This window comes from Methylobacter sp., from assembly GCF_036845245.1.
Taxonomy (GTDB): Bacteria; Pseudomonadota; Gammaproteobacteria; order Methylococcales; family Methylomonadaceae; genus Methylobacter_A.
This window is the reverse complement of sequence record NZ_DAIUEH010000004.1, coordinates 139,298-164,639: the sequence shown is the minus strand read 5'-3', so window position 1 is coordinate 164,639 and position 25,342 is coordinate 139,298. Positions and strand designations below refer to the sequence as shown.

The following is a 25,342-nucleotide window of genomic DNA, read 5'->3' as shown; positions in this document are numbered from 1 at the left end:
AAGTCTATGGAAGAACAGTAGGAGCGGGCCGCGCCCGCGATGATAGGCGGAGGAATATGAGCCATACCCGCACCCATCGCGGGCGCGGCCCGCTCCTACCGCGCTTAGCGCTCCGCGTTTATTTATGGTTCCCACGCGGAGCCTTTTACGCTGGTTCCCAAGCTCCCGTTTGGGAACCCAGTGAGCAAAGCTCTAGCTTTGCGAGCCGGGAAGCTGGAGCTTCCCGTACCGGAGTTCCCAAGCAGGAGCTTAGGAACTAGCACGCAGGAGAGGGCGCTTTTTTTCTTAACTTAAGCCGGACCGTGGGAACGAGTAAAACCGGTTTTTTCATTTGACGGTCATTTGATAACGAAGCTGACTGGTTCAATAGAAAATACATAAAAAGCCAATATATCAATAGCATAATTAACGTCGCCCATTTGACGATAAACACTAACCGGCTGTTTTACCAGCTATAGCACTACAAAACACAAGAACGGGAACAAACATGGTTTCGCAAACCAACGAACAAGCCCTGGAAATCGCCATCGAAAAACAACTGACCGGCACCTGCCTGGAAGCGCAAAAGGCGGTTGCCGAAGGCAAGGATATGCCGTTCAGCCGGAATCACGGCTACCAGCTCGGTTTGGCGGAGGATTTCAACGCCCGTTATGCGATAGACAGCAAACGGTTTTGGGCGTTCCTGGAACAAACCCAACACGAAGAACTGGAAAAGCTGCAAAAACACGGCGCTGATTGGCAACTCAAGGTGCTGGAACGCTTCGACCGGCTGATTAAAAAATACGGCATGCTGCATTTGCTGAAAAAAGGCCTGAATGTCGATGACGCAAACCTGCAATTGATGTATCCGGCCCCGCTGGCCAGCAGTTCCGACAAGATCAAACAGAACTTTGCCGAAAACATCTTCAGCAGCACCCGGCAAGTGCGCTATTCGCTGAGCAATACGCTGGAAGAAATCGACCTGGTGCTGTTCATTAACGGCCTGCCGTTCGCCACGCTGGAGCTGAAAAATCCGTGGACCGGCCAAACTGCCCGTTATCACGGTCAGAAACAGTACCGCGACGACCGCGATATTAACCAACCTTTGCTGCAATTCGGCCGCTGCCTGGTGCATATGGCGGTGGATACCGATGAGGTCTATATGACCACTAAGCTGGAGGGTAAAAACACGTTCTTTTTACCGTTCAATAAAGGACAGAACTTCGGCGCAGGTAATCCGACTAATCCGGGTGGACATAAAACCGCTTACCTGTGGGAGGAAATATTCAGTAGAGCCAGCGTTGCGAACATTATCCAGCATTTCGTCCGGCTTGACGGCAGCAGTAAAGAGCCGTTGCCGAAGCGCACGTTGTTCTTTCCCCGTTATCATCAACTGGATGTCGTGCGCAGGCTGGTGGAGCATGCCGCTAAAAACGGGGTCGGGCAAACCTATTTGATTCAGCATTCTGCCGGTTCGGGTAAATCCAACTCCATTACCTGGGCTGCTTATCAGCTGATTGAAACTTATCCGGCCAGTTTGAAAACGCCGGGCGCTAAAGGCCTGGAACAACCTTTGTTTGATTCGGTGATTGTCGTCACCGACCGCCGCTTGCTGGACAGGCAGCTGCGCGAGAACATCAAGGAATTTTCCGAAGTCAAAAATATCATCTCCCCTGCGTTCAAATCCTCGGAACTGAAAAGCGCCCTGGAGCAGGGCAAGAAGATCATCATCACCACGATCCAGAAATTCCCGTTCATCATCGACGGCATTGCCGACCTGAGCGACAAGCGCTTTGCGGTGATCATCGACGAGGCGCACAGTTCCCAGAGCGGCTCCGCGCACGACAACATGAATAGGGCGATGGGCAAGAGCGAGAATGGCGAGGAAGACGGTTTGGACGCCCAGGATAAAATCCTGCAAGCCATGCAATCGCGCAAGATGCGCGGCAACGCCTCTTATCTGGCCTTTACCGCAACGCCGAAAAATACCACGCTGGAGAAATTCGGCTGCCAACAGCCGGACGGCAGCTTCGAGCCGTTCCATCTGTATTCGATGAAACAGGCCATCGAGGAAGGTTTTATCCTCGATGTGTTGGCCAATTACACGACCTATAAAAGCTATTACGAAATTCAAAAATCGATTGCCGACAATCCGCTGTTCGACAGCAGCAGGGCCCAGAAAAAGCTGCGCGCTTATGTGGAACGGCATCAGCAGACCATCAATATCAAGGCGGAGATCATCCTCGATCATTTTATTCCGCAGGTGGTGAACAGCAAAAAGCTCAAGGGCAAAGCCAAGGGTATGGTGATCACCCAGAACATCGAAACCGCGATCCGTTATTACCAGGCCATAACCCGTTTGATGGATGAACGCGGCAAGCCGTTCAAAGCGCTTATTGCGTTTTCGGGCGACAAAGAAGTGGACGGCGTCGAGTACAGCGAAGTCGGGATGAACGGTTTTGCCGAAAATAAGACCCGAGATTTTTTCGATGAAGACGAGTATCGCCTGTTGATCGTGGCGAACAAATACCTGACCGGCTTCGACCAGCCCAAGCTCTGCGCGATGTATGTCGATAAAAAGCTGCAAGGGGTGCTGGCGGTGCAGGCGCTGTCCCGCCTGAATCGCGCTGCACCGAAGTGGGGCAAGAAGACTGAAGACCTGTTTATCCTCGATTTCTTCAATTCGGTGGATGATATTAAAACGGCGTTCGATCCTTTCTATACCGCGACCCGTTTATCGGAAGCCACGGATATTAACGTATTGCACGAGCTGAAAGACGCGCTGGACGATGTGGGTGTGTATGAGTGGCACGAGGTGGAGCAGTTCATCGAGCTGTACTTTGACAATGCCGATGCCCAGCAACTGAGTCCAATCATCGACACAGCGGCAGCCCGTTTCAATTATGAATTGGAGCTGGAGGACAACGATAAAGTCGATTTCAAGATCAAGGCTAAACAGTTCGTCAAAATCTACGGACAAATGGCTTCGATCATGCCGTATGAAATTGCCGTCTGGGAAAAGCTGTTTTGGTTCCTGAAATTCCTGATTCCCAAACTGATCGTTAAAGACCCGGATGCGGATCAGATCGACGAATTGTTGAATTCGGTCGATTTGTCGTCATACGGCCTGGAGCGCGTCAAGCTCAATCACAGCATTGGCTTGGATGCCAGCGAAACCGAATTGGAACCGCAAAATCCCAACCCGCGCGGCGCTCATGGCGGAGACGAAGAACACGATCCGCTGGACGAGATTATCCGCAGTTTCAATGAACGCTGGTTTCAGGGTTGGAGCGCAACGCCGGAAGAGCAGCGCATCAAGTTCATCAGTATTGCCAACAGCATCAAGGCCCATCCCGATTTCGAAGAAAAGTACCAAAACAATCCGGATGTGCATAACCGGGATTTGGCATTCGAGAAGATATTCGAAGAAGTGATGCTGAAAAACCGGCGTAATGAACTGGATCTGTATAAGTTGTTAGCCAACGATACGGCCTTTAAAGCGGCCATGCAGCAGAGTTTAAGGAGAATGGTGGGTTTTTAAATGTGGATCGGTATTTAATAAATCAACATCTTACAGTACATTAAGCCGGTAAAATATCCGTTGTTAATTGGAGAGATCCGGCGTTGGTTGACTGGGCGTGATAAAGCGCTGTTTCTATCCGACTGAATGACAGTACAAAACTATTTTGACGAAAATCTACGGAGTGTAAACATGAAAGCAGCAAAATTAATCCTGATCGCCGCAATGATGGCGCCAATGTCGGCTAACGCCGGTTTCAACGCTTTTATAGACGGGCATAAGCTTCACGACAAGTCCAGGGCTTACAAGAAAGACGACATAGAGACTGCCAACCTGTACGATGCCGGGGCTTATTTGTATTACATCATGGGCGTTATCGACTCGAATATCGGTTCGGGCTTATTTTGCCCACAAAACATAACTTCAGATCAAGCCGCGAATGTTGTGACAAAATACTTAAACGAGCATCCGCAATCGCTGGACTCTAGCGGTGAGGCGCTTGTTAAAGCGGCGCTCGCCCAAGAGTGGCCTTGTAAGCAGTAGCCGGATTCGGCCTTGTCGAGTCGTTTGTTATGATGCTGACAGGCCGTAGTCACAGGTAGTATTCCTCTTTGATGAAATGCCCACCCTGTCCAGGGATTTCAGTTAAAACTTATATGGATGACTGAAATTGTTGTACCTGATAAATAAATGGTAACGCTATTGAAAGATAAAATCAGCCTGGAAAATAAGCACTGTTCAGCATGTCATGCTGTTTTAGCTTGTGGCTCTGATCAAGCTGGAGAGTCGTGCTGGTGCCTCGCTTATCCCGCTATCATGCCCGCTGATTTTCAACAAGATTGCCTGTGTGCAGATTGCCTTGGCAAGGCTATTCAAGAAAAGATTGCTGAATTTATTAAGACATCGAGTCGGCAGGAACTACTGACCGTGGCAGGCCAGTACCGTGGCAATGATAAGCTGATTCAAGGCATAGACTACTTAATTGAAAATGATCAATACGTTTTTACCCCGTGGTATCACTTAAAACGGGGCTCATGCTGTGGAAATGGCTGTAAAAACTGCCCTTATTGAGCCGGTAAAAATTACAATTCACTGTCATACCTGGCAAAAAGTGATGAAATTTTGCCAATTTCATCAAAAAGAGCGTCAAAATTTTCCACTGTATATTGCCGCCATATTATTTTAATAACACTATTCGCTTTAATTGACTGGCAAAACTGACGCTGAATGTGTAAAAATTTCAACGCCGTTTTCTAAGCAAAAGAATTATTTTGCGCCTACGATCTTGAAGTCAGATTGGAAGTGGCGTAGGTAACAAGCTCAATCAGCAGCCATGGGATATTATGGATTACGCCAGGAACACCGTGCCGGTTGATGTACTTGACATAATGATATGGCATTCAAGAAACTGAAAACATCGGCAGTTATTACTAACCTGTACACCGGCAATACCAGTTCATCACGACAGATTACTTCCTCGCTCACCGGTGCTGATATGTCCGCCTTCATCAACGTTGATGATGTAGACCTTGCCTGCGCCATGCTGATGAGTATTGGCAACAGTCATTATGGCATTGAAAATACTGCTGACTAATTCATCCTTGGCAAAAATCTCGATACGTTTTTTCGGCATGAATGGGGTGTAGTCTTGCCCTTCGATAACTTTTTCACTCCCAAAACCTTCACAATCAGATACGCTCATGCCTGGAAATTGAGGTATCTCGAGCAGGGTCTGGGTCAGTTTAGAGAGCATAAAAGGCTGAATATAAGCTCGAATTTCTTTCATGGCATGCCTCAAGTTTCGTGTTGTTCTTCAAAATGGCGGTAGAGCGCCGGTAACATGGTCAACGTTAATAATGTTGCGGTAATAAGTCCACCAATAATAACCACGGCGAAAGGTTTTGCGGTTTCCGAACCGACACTGGTTGACAGCGCCGCAGGCAACAGTCCCAGTATTGCCATCAGTGCAGTCATTACCACAGGGCGTAACCGGCTGACAGAACCGTGCAAAATAGCTTCCTGCAACGGAATGCCTTCCCGTCTGAGATGATTAATCTGGGTTAACAGAATAACACCGTTTTGTACCGCAATGCCGAACAAGGCAATGAAACCGACCGCCGCCGATACGCTCAAATGGATACCGGTCAGCAGCAAGGCGACTAATCCGCCCACCATTGCGAAAGGCACGTTCATTACAATCAATGATGCGCTTTTGAGGGATTGAAAAGCCCAGAACAACAGAATAAAAATAAGCACTAAACTGACCGGAACGATAAAGGAAAGCCGTTTCATCGCACGTTGCTGATTTTCGAACTGGCCGCTCCAGACAATCCGGTATCCGGGCTCCAATACAACCTGTTCCTCAACTTTTTGCTGCGCCTCGTCTACAAAACTGCCTTGATCACGCCCGATCAGGTTGCATTTGATAGCGATGCGACGCATATTGTCCTCGCGACTGATACGCGAAGCGCCCTGGTTAATCTTGATCTCGGCCAATTCAGCCAACGGAATACGACTGCCATCCGGGGATAACACGGTAATATCCTCAATGGCCCCGACCGAATCGCGTGCCGGTGCGGCCAGCCGCACGGTAACATCAAAACGTCGCTCGCCTTCCAGCATCTGGGTCGCAGATTGACCGCCTACTGCCATGGCAATGACATTTTCGACATCGTTAATATTAATGCCGTACCGGGCGATTTTGGCTCGATCAATCGAAATAACCATCTGGGCCAGCCCCGATTGTTGTTCGGCAGCGACATCGGTAGCGCCTTCTATAGAGCGCAGAATCCGGGTGATCTGATTCGCCTTTTCCTGGAGGACTTTAAGATCCTCGCCGAAAATCTTGATCGCAATCTCGCCTTTGACCCCGGAAATAGCTTCTTCGACGTTGTCCTGAATTACCTGGGAGAAATTGAACTGTAAGCCGGGAAACACCGCCAAACGTTTCTGCATGGCTTCGACCAGTTCGTCCTTATCGCGATAATGCCAAGTATCTTTTGGATTGAGATCGATAAGGACTTCCAAGTTATTGAAACCTTTGGGATCAGTACCATCCTCCGGGCGGCCCAGCTGGGTGAGTATCGATTTGGCCTCGCTAAACTCACGCAAGTGCCCCCGTATATCCTGTTCCAACACTTTGGCTTTAGCCAATGAGACGGGTGTCGGCAGCGTGATAGTCAGCCAGATATTGCCTTCATCCAGCTTGGGCATAAACTCGGTTCCGATCAGCGGCGTTGAGGCCAGCGATAAAACCAACGTCAATCCGGCGCCAATGAATAATTTGCGAGGATGACGTAATACGGATTCCAATGCGGATCGATAGCGCCGCTCCATGCCTTCCACCAACGGATTATGCGATTCGATAAGGCGGGGACCAATCAGGTAACTCAATAGAACAGGCACCAGCGTTAAACTGATAATCAGTGAGCCCAGCAACGCAAAACTGAGTGTGAACGCCATCGGCGAAAATATTTTCGCCTCGACCCGTTGGAAAGTGAAGATCGGCAAAAAAGCGATAATAATGATGGCCTTGGAGAACAGGATAGGCCGGGCCAAGTCCACCGCCGTCATCAGCATCGATTGACGCATATGCGGAATACTGGCTTTTTGACTCATCTCTAAAGTCACTTTGACCATAATCGCTTCGACCAGCACCACCGCGCTGTCCACGATAATACCGAAGTCAATCGCGCCCAACGAAATCAGGTTCGCGGAAACATGCTCGGCATCGATCAAAATGAATGCGAACAACAGGGATAACGGGATAACGGTAATAACAACAGCCGATGCCAGCGCCCGACGCAGAAAAATGACCAGAATGGCTAAAATCAGTGCCGCGCCTTCCAGCATATTGTGCTCGACGGTATGTACGGTATGCTGCACCAGGTCTGTACGGTCATAGATAGGCATCATCTTGACCCCCGGCGGCAAAACATGATCATTAAGGTCCTTAACTTTTTCCTTCACGCCTTGCAACACCTCAATCGCATCCTTACCTTTGATCAGCAGGACCACGCCTTCAACGATATCATCGCGCTCGTTATATCCAACGATGCCATTACGCGGTTGCGGTCCTATCGCCACATTAGCGATATGTTTCACCAATACCGGCACACCGTTCCGGCTGGCAACAACGATGTCGCCAATCTCGTCAGCGGACTTTAACAGGCCTGCGCCACGGACTACCAGTGCCTCGTAGCCATGCTCGATATATCCGCCGCCGGTATTGGCATTATTAGCCGCAACAGATTGGTAAACGTCAGGAAGTGTTAATTTATAATCTCTCAGTTTGTCGGGATCAACCTCTATCTGGTATTGCTTAACCCCACCGCCAAAAGCTACGACATCGGCGACGCCCTGCACGGAACGCAAAGTCCGCTCGATCACCCAATCTTGCAACGCGCGCTGTTCAATCAACGGATAGTTCGGCGCTTCAATACGGTAACGGTAAATTTCACCGACGCCGGTCGTCAATGGCCCCAGCACCGGACTGACCTCGTCCGGCAATCTGACAGCTCGCAGCCGTTCCAGAACTTGTTGTCGGGAAAAATAATCCTCCGCCTCATCATCGAAAGTCAACGTGACTACAGACAAGCCGAAAATGGATACCGAGCGCATGTTGATCAAATGAGGCAAACCGTTCATCTCTTTCTCAATCGGTAAGCTGACCAGCTTTTCAACTTCCTCCGGGGCCTGACCGGGATATTGAGTCACCACCTGCACAAAAACATTTTGTACATCAGGAAAGGCCTGCACCGGCAGACGTTCGAACGATATAATGCCAACGACGGCCAGCAGCACCGACGCCCCGATGATTAGCAGGCGTTGCTGCAGGCAGAATGCAATGATTTTGTGAATCATGGCTTACTTTCTCCGCCTTTCTGTTCAGCATCTTGCTCGGCATCTTCCTCGGTGCGTAGCAATAAAGCGCCATCGACCACCAGACGCTCTCCCGGATTCAAGCCTTCAAGAATCACAGCCTTATCTTTAAGGCGCAGACCCGCTTTGACTGGACGTTTTTGATAGTGGCCGTCACCGATAGCCACAAATAGCCAATCGGATTCATCTTCAGTAAAGAGTGCCGTTAACGGCACAACAATCGCTTCATCATTCGGGGCACTTTGCACTTCGATGGCTGTGTACATAGCAGGTAACAGGCGGAACTCTGTATTAGGCAAAACGCAACGCACTTTCACCGTACGCGTTGTTTCTTCGACCACCTGACTCATATAACTGACGGTTGCGGTAAAAATCTCGCCGGGATAAGCCGGTACTCTCACCAGTACTTGGGCTCCGACATGAATCAAACCAATGTCCTTTTCGAAAATATCCATCTGCACCCATAATCTGCTCAGATCGGAAATGACGAACAGCGGCTCGCTCAGGTCGGGCCTGACTTCCATGCCGGGATTGATGTTACGTTCAGTGATTGCTCCGGCGATCGGCGCATGCAGTACAAAGCGGTTATCCGTGCGGCCATTGCGCACTCCGAGATTGGCCAGCCTGAGTCGCGCCCGCTCGGCTTCGCTACGCGCACGAGCCAAGTTATCTTGCGCCTGCTCCTGATCCTTGCGCGGAGCGATGCCGTTCTGATAAAGCTCCTGCATGCGCTGAAAAGCCCGGTTAGCCAAATTTAGATCGGCCTGAGCTCCTGCATAATCCGATTGCGCTTGTCCCAGTTCCGGGCTATCCAGTTCAGCCAGGGCATCACCCGCCTGAACATGGGCGCCCAATGCAGCGATAGTACCGATCACGCGTCCGGCAATAGGTGACGAAATCCGGGCGGTGCGGGTTTCGTCATAAGTAATCTTACCCGTTACCGGATCCATTAAGGGACGCCGCACTAATTTAACAATGGCTTCCTTGACATAATTGCGTTTGGGCGAATCAGGGCTGAGTATCACTTCATTCTTGGGGTGCGCCGTGACTTGATGTTGCGGCTCATTATTGTGCGGCTGACAAGCCAGTAAGGATAGAACTAGCAGGCCGGCGACCAGCCGCGGATCGAAAAACTTTATATTCATAATTTGACTTCTTCTCCATAAGCCATCAATAAGTCCGCCCAAGCGTTGCTACGATTGGCCAAAGCGGTGTAATAATCCAGCATCATTGCTTTGTAATTGCGTTCTGCATCAATCAAGTCCAACAGCCCTACCGCACCTTTCTGATAAGCAATCTCCTGCGCTTTGCGCAACATTTCAATACGCTTTACTACGGCCGTCTCAAAGCGCTGTGCGATAGCATCAGCACTTTGCCACGCCGACAAGGCTTTCATAACCTCGGCTCGCACACCCTGCTCGGTCTGCTTTAACACCAACTCGGCAGAACTTAAACCGACACGCGCTCTTGATATTTCACCTTCCTGACGATAGAACAACGGCAGCGGCACACTGACACCGACACCGCCGCTATCGGTAAAGAAATTACCGGGATCACGTTGATAAAATGCACTGACGGTCACGTCGGGAATGGCTAATCGATTTGCCAATGTCAGCATTTTTCCGGCCTGTTCAATTCGTACCCGGGCAGCTTGCAGGTCGGGCCGCCGCTCCAGTGCCTGTTCGGCCAATTGATCCTGCCCTGCTTTTGCGATTCCAGGGTTCGCTTCAGGCCAAGCCTCGACAGCGGAGATTTCCAGGCTGTTTTCGGGCCAGCCCAGCAATAGCAACAGATCGGCTCGAGCCTGATTTAATGCCGTCTTTGCCTGATCTTGATCGCCCTGAGCCTTAAGGCTTTCAACCTCAATACGGGTAAAATCCGTCGCAGAAATGTCGCCTACTTTAAGTCTGATGTTATTGACTCGAAGAATTTCACGATAGCGCTCGAAATTGTCGGCGGCCACCTTGGCCATTTTTTGCGCCAATAGCAGACTGTAATAGCTGCGCCGAACGGCATTGGTGAGCACACGCACAGTATCTTTCAAATCAAAGTTGACCGCTTCGGTCGCCAAGCCGCTGCTTTCTATCCGTAACCTTCGTTTCCCGGCCGTCTCGATCAATTGCTGAATTTGTGGTGATATCGCTGGCAACGGCGTGTTGCTGTATTGCTGACGAAACATGTTGGGATTTAGTGACGAGATGGTGAAACTGAACACCGGGTTTGGTATTGCGGCCGCAATAACCTCTTGCGCCTGAGCATCTTCAATATTGAAGTTTGCAGCAATCAAGCCAAGGTTCCGCTGATAAAACAGCGCGACGGCTTGTTGCTCTGTAATAGCCAATCCAGTCCCGGTTGCCTCGATGTCCGCTCGCAATGCCATCGACCATAAAGTAAAAACCAGGCAGATTAAAGCCTTAAAATTTAACATTGTCATAACTTTTCGCTAAGAAAGTAAGCCTCAATCGCTTATTTTTCATTGAATGGATTTACATTTTTTGTTCTTTAAGAACGGGGCTTCAGGATATTTTTCACTTGCGGAATGCTACATTTCTCTCATACTTTCGGTTCAATCTGGACTTGATCACCGATATTAATTTTCAGCGATTTCGGCACGATTGCAGCGATGTACACATATCGCCTACCTCGGGCACGCTTAATTTCAGCAACGGTGTTGTTCGCGATCACATTCGGTTCTTGCCGTTCAAGGCAAGATGGGGACTGTAATTCTTCCTGACTATAGAACTTGGTAACCCATCCTTTGCCGACAGTGGACTCAACCCAAGAAGGCAACGACGCGCATCCGGCCAGTAGCATGCTCCCAATTTATTGCAATATGATTGCAGAGCCACAGTCATCTCAATTTTTTTATACAACGGTTGCGAAGATTAAAGCGGTGAAAGTTCTCATCAAAGACCGATCTAGTATCCCTAATACTTGCGGTATATAGCTTCTGATTCGGACAGAATTTTGTGTTTTGTTTTACAGGTACTAGAACATAGAAAGACAGTGTTTTGCAGCGTCCGTAAAGACATCCGTTGGGAAAAAAATGATGGAATTGAAACTAATTTAGCATTCATTGCTATTTTATGGATATGTTTTTTTCATACTATCTGTTGTTAAAGTTAAGTTACTTTTAAGCAATAAATGGTTAATTAGTTTAGTCAGCTCATGAAAGCTTAAGCTATTTCCATGCCACAAATTGAATATCAAAAAACATTAATAAAATCAGATAGAACAATTAAAAAGTTCGCTATCAGTACGGATGAATAAGGTATTAAAGGTTTAAATGAACCACACCAATATGGTTCATGCCCCGGACATAACGTACATTGGAGTTGTCAGATATCGGTTGAGTGGGTAGCATGCCAACGTGTTACGTTTAGCGGTACGAGAACTGGTGTTTCGATGCTCTAGAAAGGCTGAATTAATCGGCTAAAGCTATATAAACTGCTTATAAGTTAGGAATGTTCTCTTAACAGCTGTCCCTTTCGAATCATATGCGCCGTTTCGATTCCATCAATGGTGATCTTGTAATCCTTGGAAAGCCGCCTGGAATTTTCAAGCCAAGTAAAAGAACGTTCAACAATGGTAAGGTTCCAGTTGAACATGTTTTTCGCCCATCCGCCCAAATCACACTGACGGCAGCAAACATCGTGTACAGCCGGATCATGAGCAACCGGCACCGCGTCGATCTTGTATGCCTGCTGAATGAACGCATACTGTCAGCAGATTTCCCATGGTATCGGGCAAACTTTGAATGTAAATGCCATACAGTTTTTTTGTAAATTGGCCAAGGAACTGAATTTGGATGAAAAAGTATTCCAAGGCAGTCTCATAATTGAGGCTCAAGAGATAAATCTTATTAGGCTGGTAGATAGGGCTAAAGATACAATAAGAACAACACAACAGGAGTTTGGGTAACAGCCGGATAATATGTGCAGCTAGGCATACAGAAATTTTCACAATTAACAGTATGGTATCGGATGGTTTCATTTTTACGACAAAATAATGTTTTCTGCATGACACTAAAGTTGAAAAAAGGCTTATCCATCAATGATCACCATTTCAATAAATTATTCATTCGACAATTATGCTGAATTTTCCACAAATTGATCCTATCGCTTTAAGTTTAGGGCCGGTAAAGATTCACTGGTATGGCCTTATGTATTTGATCGGTTTTGCCGCTGTATGGTTTTTAGGGCAAAAGCGCGCAGAGAAACCTTGGTCGCCGATCAAACCGGAGGCCATAGAGGATTTGGTTACCTACGGTGCGTTCGGCGTAATTCTGGGCGGTAGGATCGGTTATATCCTGTTTTATAATTTTTCCGGGTTTTTAAGCGATCCGCTTATCCTGATTAAAATATGGCAAGGCGGCATGTCCTTTCATGGCGGCATGTTGGGCGTTTTTATCGCGATGGGGTTATTCGCTAAAAAGCAGCATTGCAGCATGCTGCAGTTGACTGATATTATCGCGCCGCTGGCGCCTATCGGTTTAGGCGCCGGGCGTATCGGTAATTTCATCAATTCCGAATTATGGGGTAGGCCTACCGATGTGCCTTGGGCAATGGTTTTTCCTAATGGCGGCCCATTAGCTCGCCATCCTTCGCAATTGTACGAAGCTTTTTTAGAGGGCGTTGTGCTGTTTGTAATTCTCTGGATATATTCCAGCAAACCGAGACCGGTTATGGCGACTACCGGCTTGGCGTTGTTTTTTTACGGTTGCTTCAGATTTTTTGTCGAATTTTTCAGAATGCCGGACGTGCAATTAGGCTATATAGCCTTGGATTGGCTGACCATGGGACAGATACTGTCAACACCGATGATATTAATCGGTGCTGCGTTATTTTATTTGGCACATAAAAAAAGCATTCCAAATAACTGGACAACCACCAGCTAAAGTTGGTGGGGTTGAGTTACGGACTGGAAGCCGGATACGCGTCGATTAAACGATGCGTCTTGTATAGCCCTATGCTGGTTTTCTTTATATAAATCTTCTCAAAAGCAATGGTCGTTCTCAATATTCTCCAAACCGGCTTAGCCGTATTTTAAAGGGTAGTGATCAAACCAGTAATTTAGCTTGAATATCGTGCCAAACTAATAATTCAAGTAGTGGAACAGTTAGTGTCGTTCGGTTTAGAATGCCTTAAATTGGCCCGTATGGGATATTCTCTGCTGTTAATTGCCAAATCCATGCAAGCTATTAATTTTTCAGCCAGGATTTTGACATGCGGTTCAATGCACATATCAAGATGTGATCCGGAAACCTCTTGAACTTCTAAATTATCGCCAAGAAGTTTTCTCCAGGCAACTTCTGGCGGGGCGTAGCTAAAAAATGAATCATCACACTGGATTCCTTGAAATAGCGTTACCCTGCCGTTATATTTTTTTGGTTGATAGCCATTGCGACATGCTTTATCAGGTACAGATGTATAAAAATGAGGCCAAAAATCCGCACCATATTTATCCGCTATTGCCCTATCGTTGATTTTATTTTTGATCCGCTCTAATAACTGGGTTGTGTTTGGCTTAAACAATTTATGGATTTTCAGCGACCGTTTTTGATTGTCCAGACGCGAATCAAGCAAGCCCACAAAGTTCACTTGATGTCCATTTGCAACTAATTGGTTAGCCATTTCGTAGGCAATCACGCCGCCAAAGGAAAACCCAATCAAATAGTAGGGGCCACGCGGTTGCAGTTGCTGGATTTCGTTAATATAGTGGCTGGCGAGCTCTTCTAATAGTGGTAGACGGACAGAACGATTACTGCATTCTGCTGCCATGCCATATCGCAGAAAATAGAGTGGCTGATCCTTTCCCAGATACCGGGGTAAGTCATGGAGAGATATTGTGTGAATCGCAAACAGGGGAGGACGTGCACCTTGCGTTTGAATAGGAACAAGAGAATAACTCGAAGATTGTTGGTTGCCAGACGATATTGTTATTCCCAGTTCTTTAATTGTTGGAGATTGGTAAAGTGCACCTAAAGGGATGTCAAAATTGAACTGCTTGCTAATTTCAATAGTCATTTTAACCGCTAGCAAGGAATGTCCACCCAACTCGAAGAAATTGTCGTGAATGGCGATATTCTTCACACCCAGTAAATTTTTCCAGATAACGATCAGCTTACGTTCGATCTCATTGCATGGAGCGGAGCATTCTTTTGATGCTTCTTCTGCCAAAGGCAGTGGCAGGGCTTTACGGTTTAGCTTGCCATTAGGCGTGAGCGGCAGGGCATTGAGGAGCACATAGGCCGAAGGTACCATGAACTCCGGCAATTTTAGCTTAAGAAAGTCCCGTATTTCAGTTGGGGTGATCATGGCATTGTTTCGGGAAACCACATAAGCCACAAGCCGTTTGTCAGCTGGAACGGCCTCATACACGTCCACCACTACCTCACGTAGTTGCGGATGTTGGAGCAATGCCGCCTCAATATCATTCAACTCGATGCGGAAGCCCCGGATCTTTACTTGAGAGTCGTTGCGGAATAAAAATTCAATGGTGCCATCGGTCAACCATCGAGCCAGGTCGCCTGTCTTGTACATATGCGCGCTGGTCTCAGGAACAAATGGGTCAAGTACAAAGCGTTCCGCTGTCAACTCCGGACGATTCAGATAGCCACGACCAACCGCCACTCCGCCGATATAAATTTCGCCTGTGACTCCAATTGGCACCGGTTGCTGATAGGGATCCAAGATATAAATTCGGACATTCCAAATTGGTCTACCAATTGGCACAGATCGATTAAGGTATTGCTCAAGATCAGCGGACATACGGAAAGACGTAGCTATAGCTGTGCACTCAGTTGGTCCATAGTTGTTGAAAAACTCGGGTCGTGGTTCCGGCATTTCCAGCAGCTTGGATGGTTGCATCGGTTCACCACCCAGAAAAACTCGTCGTAGATTACTGAGTTCCCCGTTAGTATTGGCATCGATCAGCGTATAAAATCCGCTCGGAGTTATGGTCATCATGCTAATACGTTCTTGTAGCACCAGTTTTACGATTGCCTGTGGATCAAATGGTTCACTCGCTAAAACCAGCCTGGCACCTACGAGTAAAGGGCCGTAAATGACTTTTTGAGTAACATCAAAGGCCATAGACGTCACGACCAAAACCGTATCATCGCAAGTAAGATTTGTCGACTCTCTGATATACCAAGGAAGTAGGTTCTGTAGGCCTCGATGCAAAATTTCTGCTCCCTTTGGCTTTCCGGTGGAGCCGGATGTGTAGATAACATAAGCCAGATTTTCAGGCTTCAGTCCCACACTTTCGTGATCAGGGTTAGTATCAGGGAAGATTGCCCATGCTGGAAACTTGGTCGATAAATCAATCAAACGTGGGCATTTCGACATATCAGCGAACAGCGCTTCATACTGATCATTGGTCAGCAACGCTAACGGGGCGCTGTCTTCAAGCATAAATTCCAGCAATTCCTTCGGATAACAAGGATCAAGAGGTACATAAGCGCCACCTGCCTTAAGAATACTGAGCCAACCGATCACTTGGTCAATGGATCGCTCAAGACAGATCCCGACCAGCGCTTCCGGCTCAACGCCGATATGGCGCAGATAGTGAGCAAGTTGGTTGGCGCGAGCGTTGAGCTCGCCATAGGTCAGCTGTTGATTTTTATAAACTACAGCCACTGCATGGGGCGTGCGCTCAACCTGTTCTTCGAACAATTGATGAATGAAGTTGGTGCCGGAGACTTCTATGGCCGTATTATTCCATTCCACTAGCAATTGTCGGCGCTCAGTTTCAGTCAGCATGGGCAACTTCGACAGATGCGCCTCCGGATGAGCAATTATGCCTTCGAGAAGAGTCTGAAAATGGCCGATTAAGCGTCTTATGGTAGAGGCTTCAAACAAATCAGTGGCGTATTCGGCTATTCCATCTATGCTATGCGGGGTTTCCGACAGTTTTAGTATGAGGTCGAATTTGACAGCTTCGGTATCGACCTGTAGACATTCCGAGATAATTTCATTTAACTGCGGCTCGTCCTGAAACACGAACATAACCTGAAAAAGCGGATCGCGTTTTAGATCGAGCGTATCAGCCAATTTTTTAAAAGGCATATCTTGGTTGGCGTATGCCTCAAGTATAACTTCACACACTTGCGACAATAGTTCACGGAAACTCGGATTGCCTGAAATATTCGTACGCAACGCCAAGATGTTGATGAAATAACCGGTCAAGTTTTCGAGTTCTAAACGGCTATCCGCTGCTACCGGCGTACACATCACAATGTCGTCCTGACTGCTGTAGCGGTGTAATATAATTTGAAAAGCTGCGGCCATTGTCATAAACAATGTCACGCCTTCCCGCTTGCTCAGGATTTTCAGTCCCTCGGCTACGCTGGGCGGCAGGCTGAATAATTGACGTTTCATTCCAAATGACGGTACCTGAGGGCGAGGCTTATCCGTCGGCAAATGCAGAGTTGGCGCATCTGCTAACTGTCTCTTCCAATAAGTCAGTAGTCGTTCTCGTTCTAAAGCGATATCCTCAGCTTGGCTATACAGTTTTGGTAGAGGTTGTCCCATACTAAACATCCCATATAGCGCCAATAGGTCGCGTGCAAATTCATCCATCCAGCCTTTATCAGAGATGACATGGTGGAACTCCAGCAACAAAACCTGTTTTTCCCCTTTTAAGCGAATTAGCTTTACTCGTATAACAGGGCCTTTATCCAAATCAAAGGGCGCAGCTATCTCAGTTTGAATCCGTCGATTAATTTCGCATTCAGGGTGGTCAACCACTGTTAAATGAATCGGGAGGAGAGGGTGCTCCGATATTGGCAGGCCATTCAGTTCGATGAAAGTAGGTCGTAGCATTTCATCGCGACGAATTAGTTCGTGGAGGCTAGCCTTCAAAATTGAGATGTCAATAGAGCCGATAAACCACAGTAATAAATGATGTGAATGAAAATTGAAAGAAGTGGGTGTATCGTCATTGCTATTGTTGAACTGTTTTTTCATTGTCTCACCTGATCAGCAATATACTTCAACCAAGCCCAAGCATTAAGTCGTTGGACAGCGTAAATTGAACTCTATCCATTGCCTGAAAAAAGGGGGGAGTGTCATACAAGCGTTTGTAGGATAGAGCGCCCAACTTTTTCAATCAATAAGCACTTTTGCCGATCAAAAGAACCGGCTGTTGAGCTGAGTGCCTTACCAAACCAAAAACTTGGGTATTTCATTCAATTAATTTTTAAATATTAAAGAGGGTTGTGTCATGTTGATGAATCGCATTCAGTCCCAACCGGGCTTTTAATAAGTTATGGATATGAATAATTACTAAAAATTTAAATTTATTAATGAATCTATATAAAAATTAATATTATTTGATAACCCTGATCCATGCATTGGGAAAATAATATCAATCTCATTTTCTTTTATTTTATTTAAAGCATTAATTAGATGACTATGCGAAGGTAAGTAGTTATCTTTTTTTATAGAATTAACTATTCCAGCAATGCAATTGTTCGTATTTATGCCAGTAAACTCGCCGCCTTGTATGAATAGATCAGAAGAAAATAATATTTTTTGTTCGATCCAGTAAACAACTAAGCTATCCCATTGATGAACATGTTGTGTATGCATAAACTTTAAAGAGCATCCTTCAAAGACAGATATAATATCACTGTCTTTTACGGGTTTTGCTTTTGTATTAAAAATATCATTTAAACCAAACGTACAAATAGGATGAGCATATATATTTAGTTTTTTTTGTGATATTTTTAATATTTCAGGCAAGGCACCCATTTCATCCGCTTCGAAGTGCGGTACTATAATATTTTGTATATTTTCAGGAAATAGTCCAATAGATTTCATATTGTTATATAACTCATCAAAATCCTTTCTAAATCCGGTTTCTATTATGGTTATAATGTTATCTTTTGAAACTAATATAAATTGGTTAAATGATAGTCCCAATTTATCAATATAAACAGAATTGACATAAAGGTTTTCTTTTATAGTATGTATTTTTGATAGCATAATATGATGATATTTAGAGCATGTATTTCGTTGAGTTTGAAAGCGATAGTATCAAAGGTTTAGCAAAAGATAAAATAGAATTTTTATCCCTAATCCTATTGATTATATAGACTTCTTGCGTTCCATAAATTTTATTAAAAAATCTTCTCCTTTTTTTTCGAATACCTGTAAGTATTTCTCTATAAAACTATTGTCGGACATCAAGAAAGCAATATCGGTTATTGCCATATTCCTAATAGCTAATAAACTTATAGGGCTATCAAGAGGAAAAAATTTATCATTCCACAGGCCTTTTTCTTTACATCCTGGATAGAATTGTCCAATCATTAAGCTTTCTTGCACAAATACCGGTTTTAATTCATTTTGGATTATTTCGATCTTATTATATTCGCTTTTATCGATATAAGGATAAGCATTTATTATTACTTTATAGCTTTCATTATTAATTTTTAGTTCTTTAAATAGCCTAATTTGATTAGTTATTTTTTTTATCTCATTTTCCTGATTTAAATAAAAAGACTTTTCCAATGAGAAGTAGATGCTGTCTTTATCGATGGCATCTCTAGTAAATGGGCAAACATTCCCTGTCCGTCCTAATGATGGATGTGGGTTACATAAGAACTCATTTATCCAGTTTTTTATACTGTCTAGTTCTTCTGCATTATTATTTTTCCATGACAGTAATTCTGTTTGTATCATATTAGCTCTCGAAAATATTTATTAAATTGAAAACAAATACTAAGCTTTCGGAAAAGATTACTTCCTTGCGTATTGATAACCAACGAACTTCATATGAATTACTTAATGAGGAAATTTAAAATATTTTTATCGACAGTTAATGTTTTTATAAATTCAAAAAATTCAAGGTAAATCTTTAATCTGTTCTGAGAGATCGCCCAATGTGGTCTTAACCATAATTTAGTTAGTGGCTGATAATATAAACTAGAGTGTGATAAATTTTCTATTGGTATGAATACTGATATAAGCCAAGCAACACCGATTCATCCTGCAATCGCTTTCGCTACGATGTAGAAATTGCAGGGGTACTGAAATACCAATACAGAAGAAATGTTATGTTTAACATGCTGAAAAATCAGTTAACCACATAGGCCGTGTCAAAAAGCATAAACAAGATAGCCAGCGCTGGCATTTACTCCATTTATTTATCAAGCATGGTAAAATTCCAACTTAGCACCCCTTCGGAGTGATTAAGGCAATTGGTCGCTTTAGGCTTTTATACCGCCTAAGCCCAGAGTTGACAGCGGATGTTCACTTGGAAGATATCATTTGTATTAACAGGCAAAATCAGGCTGATTAAAGAAGCTGTCAATGCTTCAGTCTATTTGCTGGGATATTTACTTGAAATATAGCGCCAGAAGCGATGATTGGACTCTAAGCACCTTTGAAAATGTTAAACGAATATTGACTGATAATTCCTGTTACGACCCGATGATGCCGGAAAATTGATGTGGGTCAACTAGCGGGACGCTTTCTCAAGCAGGCTTTTTATAAAATTTATCCTCAAATTCCAGTCGAAATCGATAGCCTAATTTTGATGATATGCGTCTAACATCAAAAAAGGTGGTTTTAAAGAAGAGATTCCCTGATGAATGGATAAACAACATCAGCATGTTTTATAGTCTTAGAAAAAAGTTGGCGATAACAGTTATGATGACTCATTATCGTGGGTGCGGCCATTACCTGGCCAATTTACGTATTCGATGTAAACCCAGGCGGAACTTTATCTAACTTCTGGATGAAGTAGGCGGTTATAGGTAAAAATCCAAGAAATTTATTGAAGAAGCAGATATAAGATAGTAATCAAAATAACAATATCAAACTGAACCATATGTTGTTATTAAAAACCAATAGTCATGAAAAAAACGCATGAAGCAATATTTAGACTTACTCAATAAAATTATCAGCGAAGGAAATCCAAAAGGCGATAGAACAGGTAGCGGCACCCTATCCATTTTCGGCCATCAGATGCGTTTTCCGCTGGCGGAAGGCTTTCCGCTGGTAACGACAAAAAAGATACATTTAAAATCAATTATATATGAATTAATTTGGTTTTTAAAAGGCGAGACAAACCTGAGTTTTCTGCAGCAGCATAATGTCAATATCTGGAATGAATGGGCGGATCAAAACGGCGAGTTGGGTCCTGTGTACGGCCATCAATGGCGCTCATGGCCGACGCCAGACGGTCGGCATATTGACCAGATTCAGCAAGTTATTGAACAATTAAAAAACACTCCCAACAGCCGCCGGATTATCGTGTCCGCCTGGAATGTCGCTGATTTGCCTGATGAAAGTATCAGCCCGCAACAGAATGTCGCGTTAGGCAAAATGGCTTTAGCTCCCTGTCATGCGTTTTTCCAGTTTTATGTGGCCGATGGCAAGCTGTCTTGTCAGCTCTACCAGCGCAGTTGCGACACGTTTTTAGGGGTGCCGTTCAATATAGCCAGTTATGCCTTGTTGACGCATATGGTCGCCCAGCAGTGCGATTTGGAAGTCGGCGATTTTATCTGGACCGGCGGCGACGTACATCTTTACCTGAATCATCAGCAACAGGCTAACCTACAGTTAACCCGCAAGCCTTACGCACTGCCGACATTAAAGATAAAGCGCAGGCCGGAATCGATATTCGATTATCAATATGAAGATTTTGAAGTTATCGATTATCAGTCATACGAACATATCAAGGCGCCGATTTCCATTTAACGGTCATGACCGACTCTGAATTTTAAGCAAAAAATAACCATTACTCATGAATATACAATACAAAGCACATCCTTGGCATGGCATTAGTCCGGGCAACCATACGCCGGACGTCGTCACGGCTTTCATTGAAATTGTCCCGTCTGATACCGTTAAATATGAAATCGACAAAGAAACCGGGTATCTTAAAATCGATCGTCCGCAAAAATTTTCCAACACGGTTCCTACGCTTTACGGTTTTATTCCGCGAACTTTCTGTGCGGATAGGGTTGCCGAATATGCTGCATTAAAATCCGGCAAACCGGTTGCCAAAGGTGATGGCGATCCGTTGGATATTTGTGTTTTGAGTGAGCGCAGTGTGACCCATGGCGATATTCTGTTACAGGCGATACCTATCGGCGGTTTTCGTTTGCTGGATGGAGGCGATGCCGACGACAAGATTATTGCGGTAATGAAAGGCGACGAGTTTTACCGGCAGTGGACTGATGTATCAGACTGCCCAGAGTCTTATATCAACCGGCTGAAACATTATTTTTTGACTTATAAACAGTTGCCGAGCGAAAAAAGCTCCTGCGAAATAACCAATGTTTATGGGCGGGAAGAAGCGCACGAAGTCATCAGGCGAGCCATGGACGATTATCAAAATCATTTTATTGCTGAATAAGGCGATTCCAGCAAGCAGGGGCAATCCAAGGGATTGCCCTTAGTCAGAGTCTGATCAAGTTTAATTAAAGATGTTCACCGGCAACATCTGCAACGATAAAATCCCTTATTTCCTGCTTATCGTCAAAATTCCCATAGGCCAGCAGCAGTTTGACATAGGCGGCTTCAATCGACATATTCCAGATGACTTCGGCGCCTTGTTCGATTAAGGCCTGGGTGCTTTGATAGGCATCGGTTGATTTAATTGCCGGAGCCAGATAGACAGTGATGCCTTGATTTTCGCAACGTTTTATAAATTCAACTAACGAATAGTTTTCTCCCCATTGCGGCGATGCGCACGCAGTGCCTGAGTGGTATAAGTCATGCATAACGGCATCGACATCGTTCAGGTTAAACCGGCTGTAATCGAGTCCAGGATAGGGTTTGATCATTAAAATGCGTTCGGAAAAATCGGCTTTTAACAGGATATTTTTAGTCGGCGTTTGCGATGCAGGTGGATTCAATAATGAAAACTGCCGGTTTTCAAATTGCATGTAACTCTTGCCCTGAACACTGAAAAAATCGCCGCTTAGTTGTAAAGAACAAGCCAGGCGAGTGCCTTGATGCAGTTGAGTCGTTTGCTGTTGGTTTCGATAGGGTGCAAAAACGCCGGCCTTATTGATTTGCAGGACAAATTCAACGGCGCAGATAAAATTTTCCAGCCCGTTGGCTTGAGGATGTTCCAGCGGATAATCGCTGGAAACCAGCAGCATCGGAACTTTGGCGGCATTAAAGTAAAAGCTCAACGCGCAAGCGGTATAAGCCAGGGTATCGGTGCCATGCGTAATGATGATGCCGTCATATTGATCGGGCCGGGCGGCTTCTATCGCATCTATCAAGATTTTCCAGGCATCGGGTGCAAGGTTCTCGCTTAAAATCTGTAGCGGCTGGATTGTGTCAAAATGGATTTGCTGGTGGTTTTCGTAATGCTGCTGAAACAGCCGGATCAATTTGAACGATGTGTTGCCTTCGGTATTGATAGTGCCGTCAGTTGCAATAGAGCCGATAGTGCCGCCGGTAAATACAACCAGTATATTTTTCATAGTATGATGGTGAAGTAAAAAATTACTTCAAGAATACTGCATTAAAATGAAAATATCACTTATCGTCGCGATGGCGAGCAACCGGGCTATCGGCCTGAATAATCAAATGCCGTGGCATTTATCCGCCGACCTGAAAAAATTTAAAAAAATCACCATGGGAGCACCCATTTTGATGGGCAGGAAAACCTACGAGTCGATAGGCAGGCCGTTGCCTGGGCGCACCAATATCATCATCAGCAGGAATCCCTCATACAGCCAACCGGGTTGTCTGGTTTTTAACGATATTGAAAAGGCGCTGGAGAGATGCCGTGATGCCGATGAAATTTTCGTTATCGGCGGCTCGGATTTTTATAAGTCGATGTTGCCTGTCGCCGATACGCTCTATCTGACGCAAATACACCGGGAATTTCCCGGCGATACGTTTTTTCCCGAGATTGATGCAGACCAGTGGATTGAGGTGGAACGGGAAGATATTCAGGATGATCCTGATGTTGCATTCAGCTACAGTTTTTTGAAGTTGGAAAAACGAAGACTTTGATTAAATTATCACCACGAAGGCACGAAAGGCACGAAGTTTTTATTTTTTCGTGCCTTGTGGTGAAAAAAGATTTTTAGGCGTAGACGCTTTAACAGGCCACGGTCAGGTTATTTTTCCGCGGCTTTTTAGCTTCAGGGCAATCGATGCTGAAGCGTTCCACCGGTTCGCCGAGTTTTAATGCAGTCAATTGGCCGCCCCAAAGACAGCCGGTATCAATCGCGTAACAGTTAGGTCCCTCGTAATACCCCAATGAGGACCAGTGGCCGAAGATAATGCGCATATTTGCGCTTTTACGTTTAGGCACATCAAACCACGGAATAAGGCTTTTGGGCTGGGAACCTGGAGGGCCGCTATTAACAAAATCCAGGCGGCCGTTAACATCGCAATAACGCATTCGGGTAAAGCAATTGATGATAAAACGCAGCTTCTCGACGCCTTTCAAGTTTGACGACCAGATATTGGGTTTGTTGCCGTACATTTGCTTTAAAAACGCCTGGTAATCGGAACCTTGTAAAGCCTGCTCCGCTAATAAAGCCATTTTTTGAGTTCTTTTAAAATCCCATTGCGGCGGAACACCGGCATGGACCAGACAGAAGTCATCGTTAAAATGAAATAGCGGCCGATGCCTTAGCCAATCGATTAACTCATCCCTATCCGGCGCTTCAAGTATCGGCAGCAGCGAGTCTTTTTTATTGGCTATTTTGGGTGCCTGGGATGCAGCCAATAGATGCAGATCATGGTTGCCCAGCACCGTAATTGCAGAGTCTCCCAGCGCTTTGACGAAGCGGAGGGTTTCTAAAGATTTGGGGCCGCGATTGACCAGATCGCCGGCAAACCACAATTGATCGGACTGTTCATTAAAAGAGATGGCATCGAGGAGTCTTAATAATTCATCAAAACAGCCTTGAATATCACCGATAGCATAAATAGACATCTCTAATGTAAGGTTCGTGGGATTGATAATGTAAACTTGGGAACGTCCGCGCGGAAATGGTCACCCTCGTCCGAATGCATCGTATAGTCGCCCTGCATGGTCCCGACAGGGGTCGCTATCATTGCCCCGCTGGTATAACGAAAAGACTCGCCGGGTTTAAGATAAGGATGTTCGCCTATGACGCCATCGCCCCTGACTTCCTGCACCTTGCCGTTAGAATCGGTAATCAGCCAATGACGCTGGAGCAGCTTTGCCGGTATTTCGCCGATATTGGTGATAGTAATGGTGTAGGCAAAGACATAGCGATCTTCATCAGGGGAAGATTGCGCTTCTATGAAATGAGGAGTGGCCTCAACTAATATTTTGTTTTTTTCGTTCATTATTGGATCATATAGGTAATATGTTGAATATTTCATCGTAACTTTTCATTAAACGCAAGTAACTATTCAGTATGAAATACAAAGACGGCTTTTTAATCCTGTTATTGGCCTTGTCCCAAACGGCTCAAGCAGAAGACGGCAAAGATTTATTTGCGGCGGCGATGATGGGCAAACTTGAAAGAACAGAGGCTTTGCTGGCGCAAGGAATTGATGTTAACGGTAAAACAGCCAGCGGCCGCACCGCGTTGATGGCTGCGAGTTTTAACGGTAATGAACAGATTGTTAAATCCTTGTTGGCATACGGAGCCGATGTCAGCATTGCCGATAATTCAGGAACGACAGCATTAATGGATGCGGTGGTTTTCGGCAATGAAGATATCGTAAACTCACTGATTGCAGCCGGGGCCGATGTCAATGCGCTGGATAAACAGAAGGTGACTGTCATGGGCAGAGCCAAAAAAATCGCCCACGAAAAAATTATTAAAATTCTCGAAAAAGCCGGGGCGAAAGACGAAACAAAAGACGAAACAAAAGACGAAACAAAAGACGAAACAAAAGACCCAGCAAAAGACGAGGCGCAAGTGCCGATAGAAGATGCGAAAGCCAAAGACGGAGCCGGCGGCAAACCGGCAGATAAAAAATAACTCAACTCAGGACA

The 25,342-nt window shown here is 45.5% G+C and carries 19 protein-coding genes; 8 read left to right on the top strand and 11 right to left on the bottom strand.

Translation table 11 applies throughout. The features are described 5' to 3' along the window. Positions 1-487: 487 nt before the first annotated feature. The 3 genes from V7051_RS03530 (at position 488) to V7051_RS03520 (ending at position 4,570) form a co-directional block, all read left to right on the top strand. Positions 488-3,520: a type I restriction endonuclease subunit R gene (locus V7051_RS03530; RefSeq protein ID WP_333873512.1), complete on the top strand. Its 3,033-nt coding sequence runs from the start codon at positions 488-490 to the stop codon at positions 3,518-3,520. A 171-nt stretch (positions 3,521-3,691) separates the two neighbouring features. Further along, positions 3,692-4,042, top strand: a complete 351-nt coding sequence (locus tag V7051_RS03525; protein WP_333873511.1) for a Rap1a/Tai family immunity protein — start codon at positions 3,692-3,694, stop codon at positions 4,040-4,042. Positions 4,043-4,201: 159 nt separating this feature from the next. After that, the gene (locus tag V7051_RS03520; RefSeq protein WP_333873510.1) at positions 4,202-4,570 is read left to right on the top strand and encodes a DUF5522 domain-containing protein; all 369 of its coding nucleotides are present in this window, start codon (positions 4,202-4,204) and stop codon (positions 4,568-4,570) included. Positions 4,571-4,958: 388 nt separating this feature from the next. Here the strand turns inward: V7051_RS03520 and V7051_RS03515 are convergent, their stop codons facing one another. From V7051_RS03515 to V7051_RS03495, 5 genes are all read right to left on the bottom strand, one after another. Beyond that, positions 4,959-5,285 carry a P-II family nitrogen regulator gene (locus V7051_RS03515; RefSeq protein WP_333873509.1) on the bottom strand — a complete coding sequence of 109 codons (327 nt, stop codon included), beginning with the start codon at positions 5,283-5,285 and terminating at the stop codon, positions 4,959-4,961. An 8-nt stretch (positions 5,286-5,293) separates the two neighbouring features. Next, on the bottom strand, positions 5,294-8,362 hold the full coding sequence (locus tag V7051_RS03510) for an efflux RND transporter permease subunit (RefSeq protein WP_333873508.1): 3,069 nt from the start codon (positions 8,360-8,362) through the stop codon (positions 5,294-5,296). Then, positions 8,359-9,525, bottom strand: a complete 1,167-nt coding sequence (locus V7051_RS03505; protein ID WP_333873507.1) for an efflux RND transporter periplasmic adaptor subunit — start codon at positions 9,523-9,525, stop codon at positions 8,359-8,361. The genes V7051_RS03510 and V7051_RS03505 overlap by 4 nt, the downstream gene beginning before the upstream one ends. After that, positions 9,522-10,814, bottom strand: coding sequence for a TolC family protein (locus V7051_RS03500; protein WP_333873506.1), 1,293 nt, complete (start codon positions 10,812-10,814; stop codon positions 9,522-9,524). Before V7051_RS03500 ends, V7051_RS03505 begins: the two co-directional genes overlap by 4 nt. Before the next feature lie 119 nt (positions 10,815-10,933). Further along, positions 10,934-11,194, bottom strand: a complete 261-nt coding sequence (locus V7051_RS03495; RefSeq protein WP_333873505.1) for a hypothetical protein — start codon at positions 11,192-11,194, stop codon at positions 10,934-10,936. Between the two features lie 1,276 nt (positions 11,195-12,470). Between V7051_RS03495 and lgt the strand changes: the two genes are divergently transcribed. Beyond that, on the top strand, positions 12,471-13,277 hold the full coding sequence (gene lgt / locus V7051_RS03490; protein ID WP_333873504.1) for a prolipoprotein diacylglyceryl transferase: 807 nt from the start codon (positions 12,471-12,473) through the stop codon (positions 13,275-13,277). A gap of 205 nt (positions 13,278-13,482) precedes the next feature. Here the strand turns inward: lgt and V7051_RS03485 are convergent, their stop codons facing one another. The 3 genes from V7051_RS03485 to V7051_RS03475 all read right to left on the bottom strand — a co-directional run bounded on the left by V7051_RS03485 (position 13,483) and on the right by V7051_RS03475 (position 19,068). Beyond that, positions 13,483-17,349: a non-ribosomal peptide synthetase gene (locus tag V7051_RS03485; protein ID WP_333873503.1), complete on the bottom strand. Its 3,867-nt coding sequence runs from the start codon at positions 17,347-17,349 to the stop codon at positions 13,483-13,485. A 318-nt stretch (positions 17,350-17,667) separates the two neighbouring features. After that, entirely contained in the window at positions 17,668-18,369 is a 702-nt protein-coding gene (locus tag V7051_RS03480; RefSeq protein ID WP_333873502.1) for an MBL fold metallo-hydrolase, read from the bottom strand. A gap of 102 nt (positions 18,370-18,471) precedes the next feature. Beyond that, a complete protein-coding gene (locus V7051_RS03475; protein WP_333873501.1) occupies positions 18,472-19,068 on the bottom strand; it encodes a DUF6875 domain-containing protein in 597 nt (198 codons plus the stop codon). 1,188 nt (positions 19,069-20,256) lie between these two features. Here V7051_RS03475 and thyA point away from each other — a divergent pair. Beyond that, complete coding sequence (thyA, locus tag V7051_RS03470; protein ID WP_333873500.1) at positions 20,257-21,090, top strand: thymidylate synthase; 834 nt, start codon at positions 20,257-20,259, stop codon at positions 21,088-21,090. A gap of 46 nt (positions 21,091-21,136) precedes the next feature. After that, complete coding sequence (locus V7051_RS03465; RefSeq protein WP_333873499.1) at positions 21,137-21,751, top strand: inorganic pyrophosphatase; 615 nt, start codon at positions 21,137-21,139, stop codon at positions 21,749-21,751. A 64-nt stretch (positions 21,752-21,815) separates the two neighbouring features. Here V7051_RS03465 and V7051_RS03460 read toward each other — a convergent pair whose 3' ends face one another. Next, positions 21,816-22,832 carry an asparaginase gene (locus V7051_RS03460; protein WP_333873498.1) on the bottom strand — a complete coding sequence of 339 codons (1,017 nt, stop codon included), beginning with the start codon at positions 22,830-22,832 and terminating at the stop codon, positions 21,816-21,818. A gap of 46 nt (positions 22,833-22,878) precedes the next feature. On the opposite strand from V7051_RS03460, the gene V7051_RS03455 reads away from it, so the two are divergent. Continuing rightward, positions 22,879-23,370: a dihydrofolate reductase gene (locus tag V7051_RS03455; protein ID WP_333873497.1), complete on the top strand. Its 492-nt coding sequence runs from the start codon at positions 22,879-22,881 to the stop codon at positions 23,368-23,370. Between the two features lie 88 nt (positions 23,371-23,458). On the opposite strand, the gene V7051_RS03450 is transcribed toward V7051_RS03455, so the two are convergent. Both V7051_RS03450 and apaG read right to left on the bottom strand, forming a co-directional pair. Then, entirely contained in the window at positions 23,459-24,304 is an 846-nt protein-coding gene (locus V7051_RS03450; protein ID WP_333873496.1) for a symmetrical bis(5'-nucleosyl)-tetraphosphatase, read from the bottom strand. Between the two features lie 2 nt (positions 24,305-24,306). Beyond that, positions 24,307-24,684, bottom strand: a complete 378-nt coding sequence (gene apaG / locus V7051_RS03445) for a Co2+/Mg2+ efflux protein ApaG (RefSeq protein ID WP_333873495.1) — start codon at positions 24,682-24,684, stop codon at positions 24,307-24,309. A gap of 71 nt (positions 24,685-24,755) precedes the next feature. On the opposite strand from apaG, the gene V7051_RS03440 reads away from it, so the two are divergent. Further along, complete coding sequence (locus V7051_RS03440) at positions 24,756-25,328, top strand: ankyrin repeat domain-containing protein (protein ID WP_333873494.1); 573 nt, start codon at positions 24,756-24,758, stop codon at positions 25,326-25,328. Positions 25,329-25,342: the final 14 nt, after the last annotated feature.

Bases quoted from the DNA above. Each gene is read 5' to 3' on its own strand.
- V7051_RS03530 (WP_333873512.1), top strand. From the start codon at position 488: ATGGTTTCGCAAACCAACGAACAAGCCCTGGAAATCGCCATCGAAAAA.
- V7051_RS03525 (WP_333873511.1), top strand. From the start codon at position 3,692: ATGAAAGCAGCAAAATTAATCCTGATCGCCGCAATGATGGCGCCAATG.
- V7051_RS03515 (WP_333873509.1), bottom strand. From the start codon at position 5,285: ATGAAAGAAATTCGAGCTTATATTCAGCCTTTTATGCTCTCTAAACTG.
- V7051_RS03510 (WP_333873508.1), bottom strand. From the start codon at position 8,362: ATGATTCACAAAATCATTGCATTCTGCCTGCAGCAACGCCTGCTAATC.
- V7051_RS03505 (WP_333873507.1), bottom strand. From the start codon at position 9,525: ATGAATATAAAGTTTTTCGATCCGCGGCTGGTCGCCGGCCTGCTAGTT.
- V7051_RS03500 (WP_333873506.1), bottom strand. From the start codon at position 10,814: ATGACAATGTTAAATTTTAAGGCTTTAATCTGCCTGGTTTTTACTTTA.
- V7051_RS03495 (WP_333873505.1), bottom strand. From the start codon at position 11,194: ATGCTACTGGCCGGATGCGCGTCGTTGCCTTCTTGGGTTGAGTCCACT.
- lgt (WP_333873504.1), top strand. From the start codon at position 12,471: ATGCTGAATTTTCCACAAATTGATCCTATCGCTTTAAGTTTAGGGCCG.
- V7051_RS03485 (WP_333873503.1), bottom strand. From the start codon at position 17,349: ATGAAAAAACAGTTCAACAATAGCAATGACGATACACCCACTTCTTTC.
- V7051_RS03480 (WP_333873502.1), bottom strand. From the start codon at position 18,369: ATGCTATCAAAAATACATACTATAAAAGAAAACCTTTATGTCAATTCT.
- V7051_RS03475 (WP_333873501.1), bottom strand. From the start codon at position 19,068: ATGATACAAACAGAATTACTGTCATGGAAAAATAATAATGCAGAAGAA.
- thyA (WP_333873500.1), top strand. From the start codon at position 20,257: ATGAAGCAATATTTAGACTTACTCAATAAAATTATCAGCGAAGGAAAT.
- V7051_RS03465 (WP_333873499.1), top strand. From the start codon at position 21,137: ATGAATATACAATACAAAGCACATCCTTGGCATGGCATTAGTCCGGGC.
- V7051_RS03460 (WP_333873498.1), bottom strand. From the start codon at position 22,832: ATGAAAAATATACTGGTTGTATTTACCGGCGGCACTATCGGCTCTATT.
- V7051_RS03455 (WP_333873497.1), top strand. From the start codon at position 22,879: ATGAAAATATCACTTATCGTCGCGATGGCGAGCAACCGGGCTATCGGC.
- V7051_RS03450 (WP_333873496.1), bottom strand. From the start codon at position 24,304: ATGTCTATTTATGCTATCGGTGATATTCAAGGCTGTTTTGATGAATTA.
- apaG (WP_333873495.1), bottom strand. From the start codon at position 24,684: ATGAACGAAAAAAACAAAATATTAGTTGAGGCCACTCCTCATTTCATA.
- V7051_RS03440 (WP_333873494.1), top strand. From the start codon at position 24,756: ATGAAATACAAAGACGGCTTTTTAATCCTGTTATTGGCCTTGTCCCAA.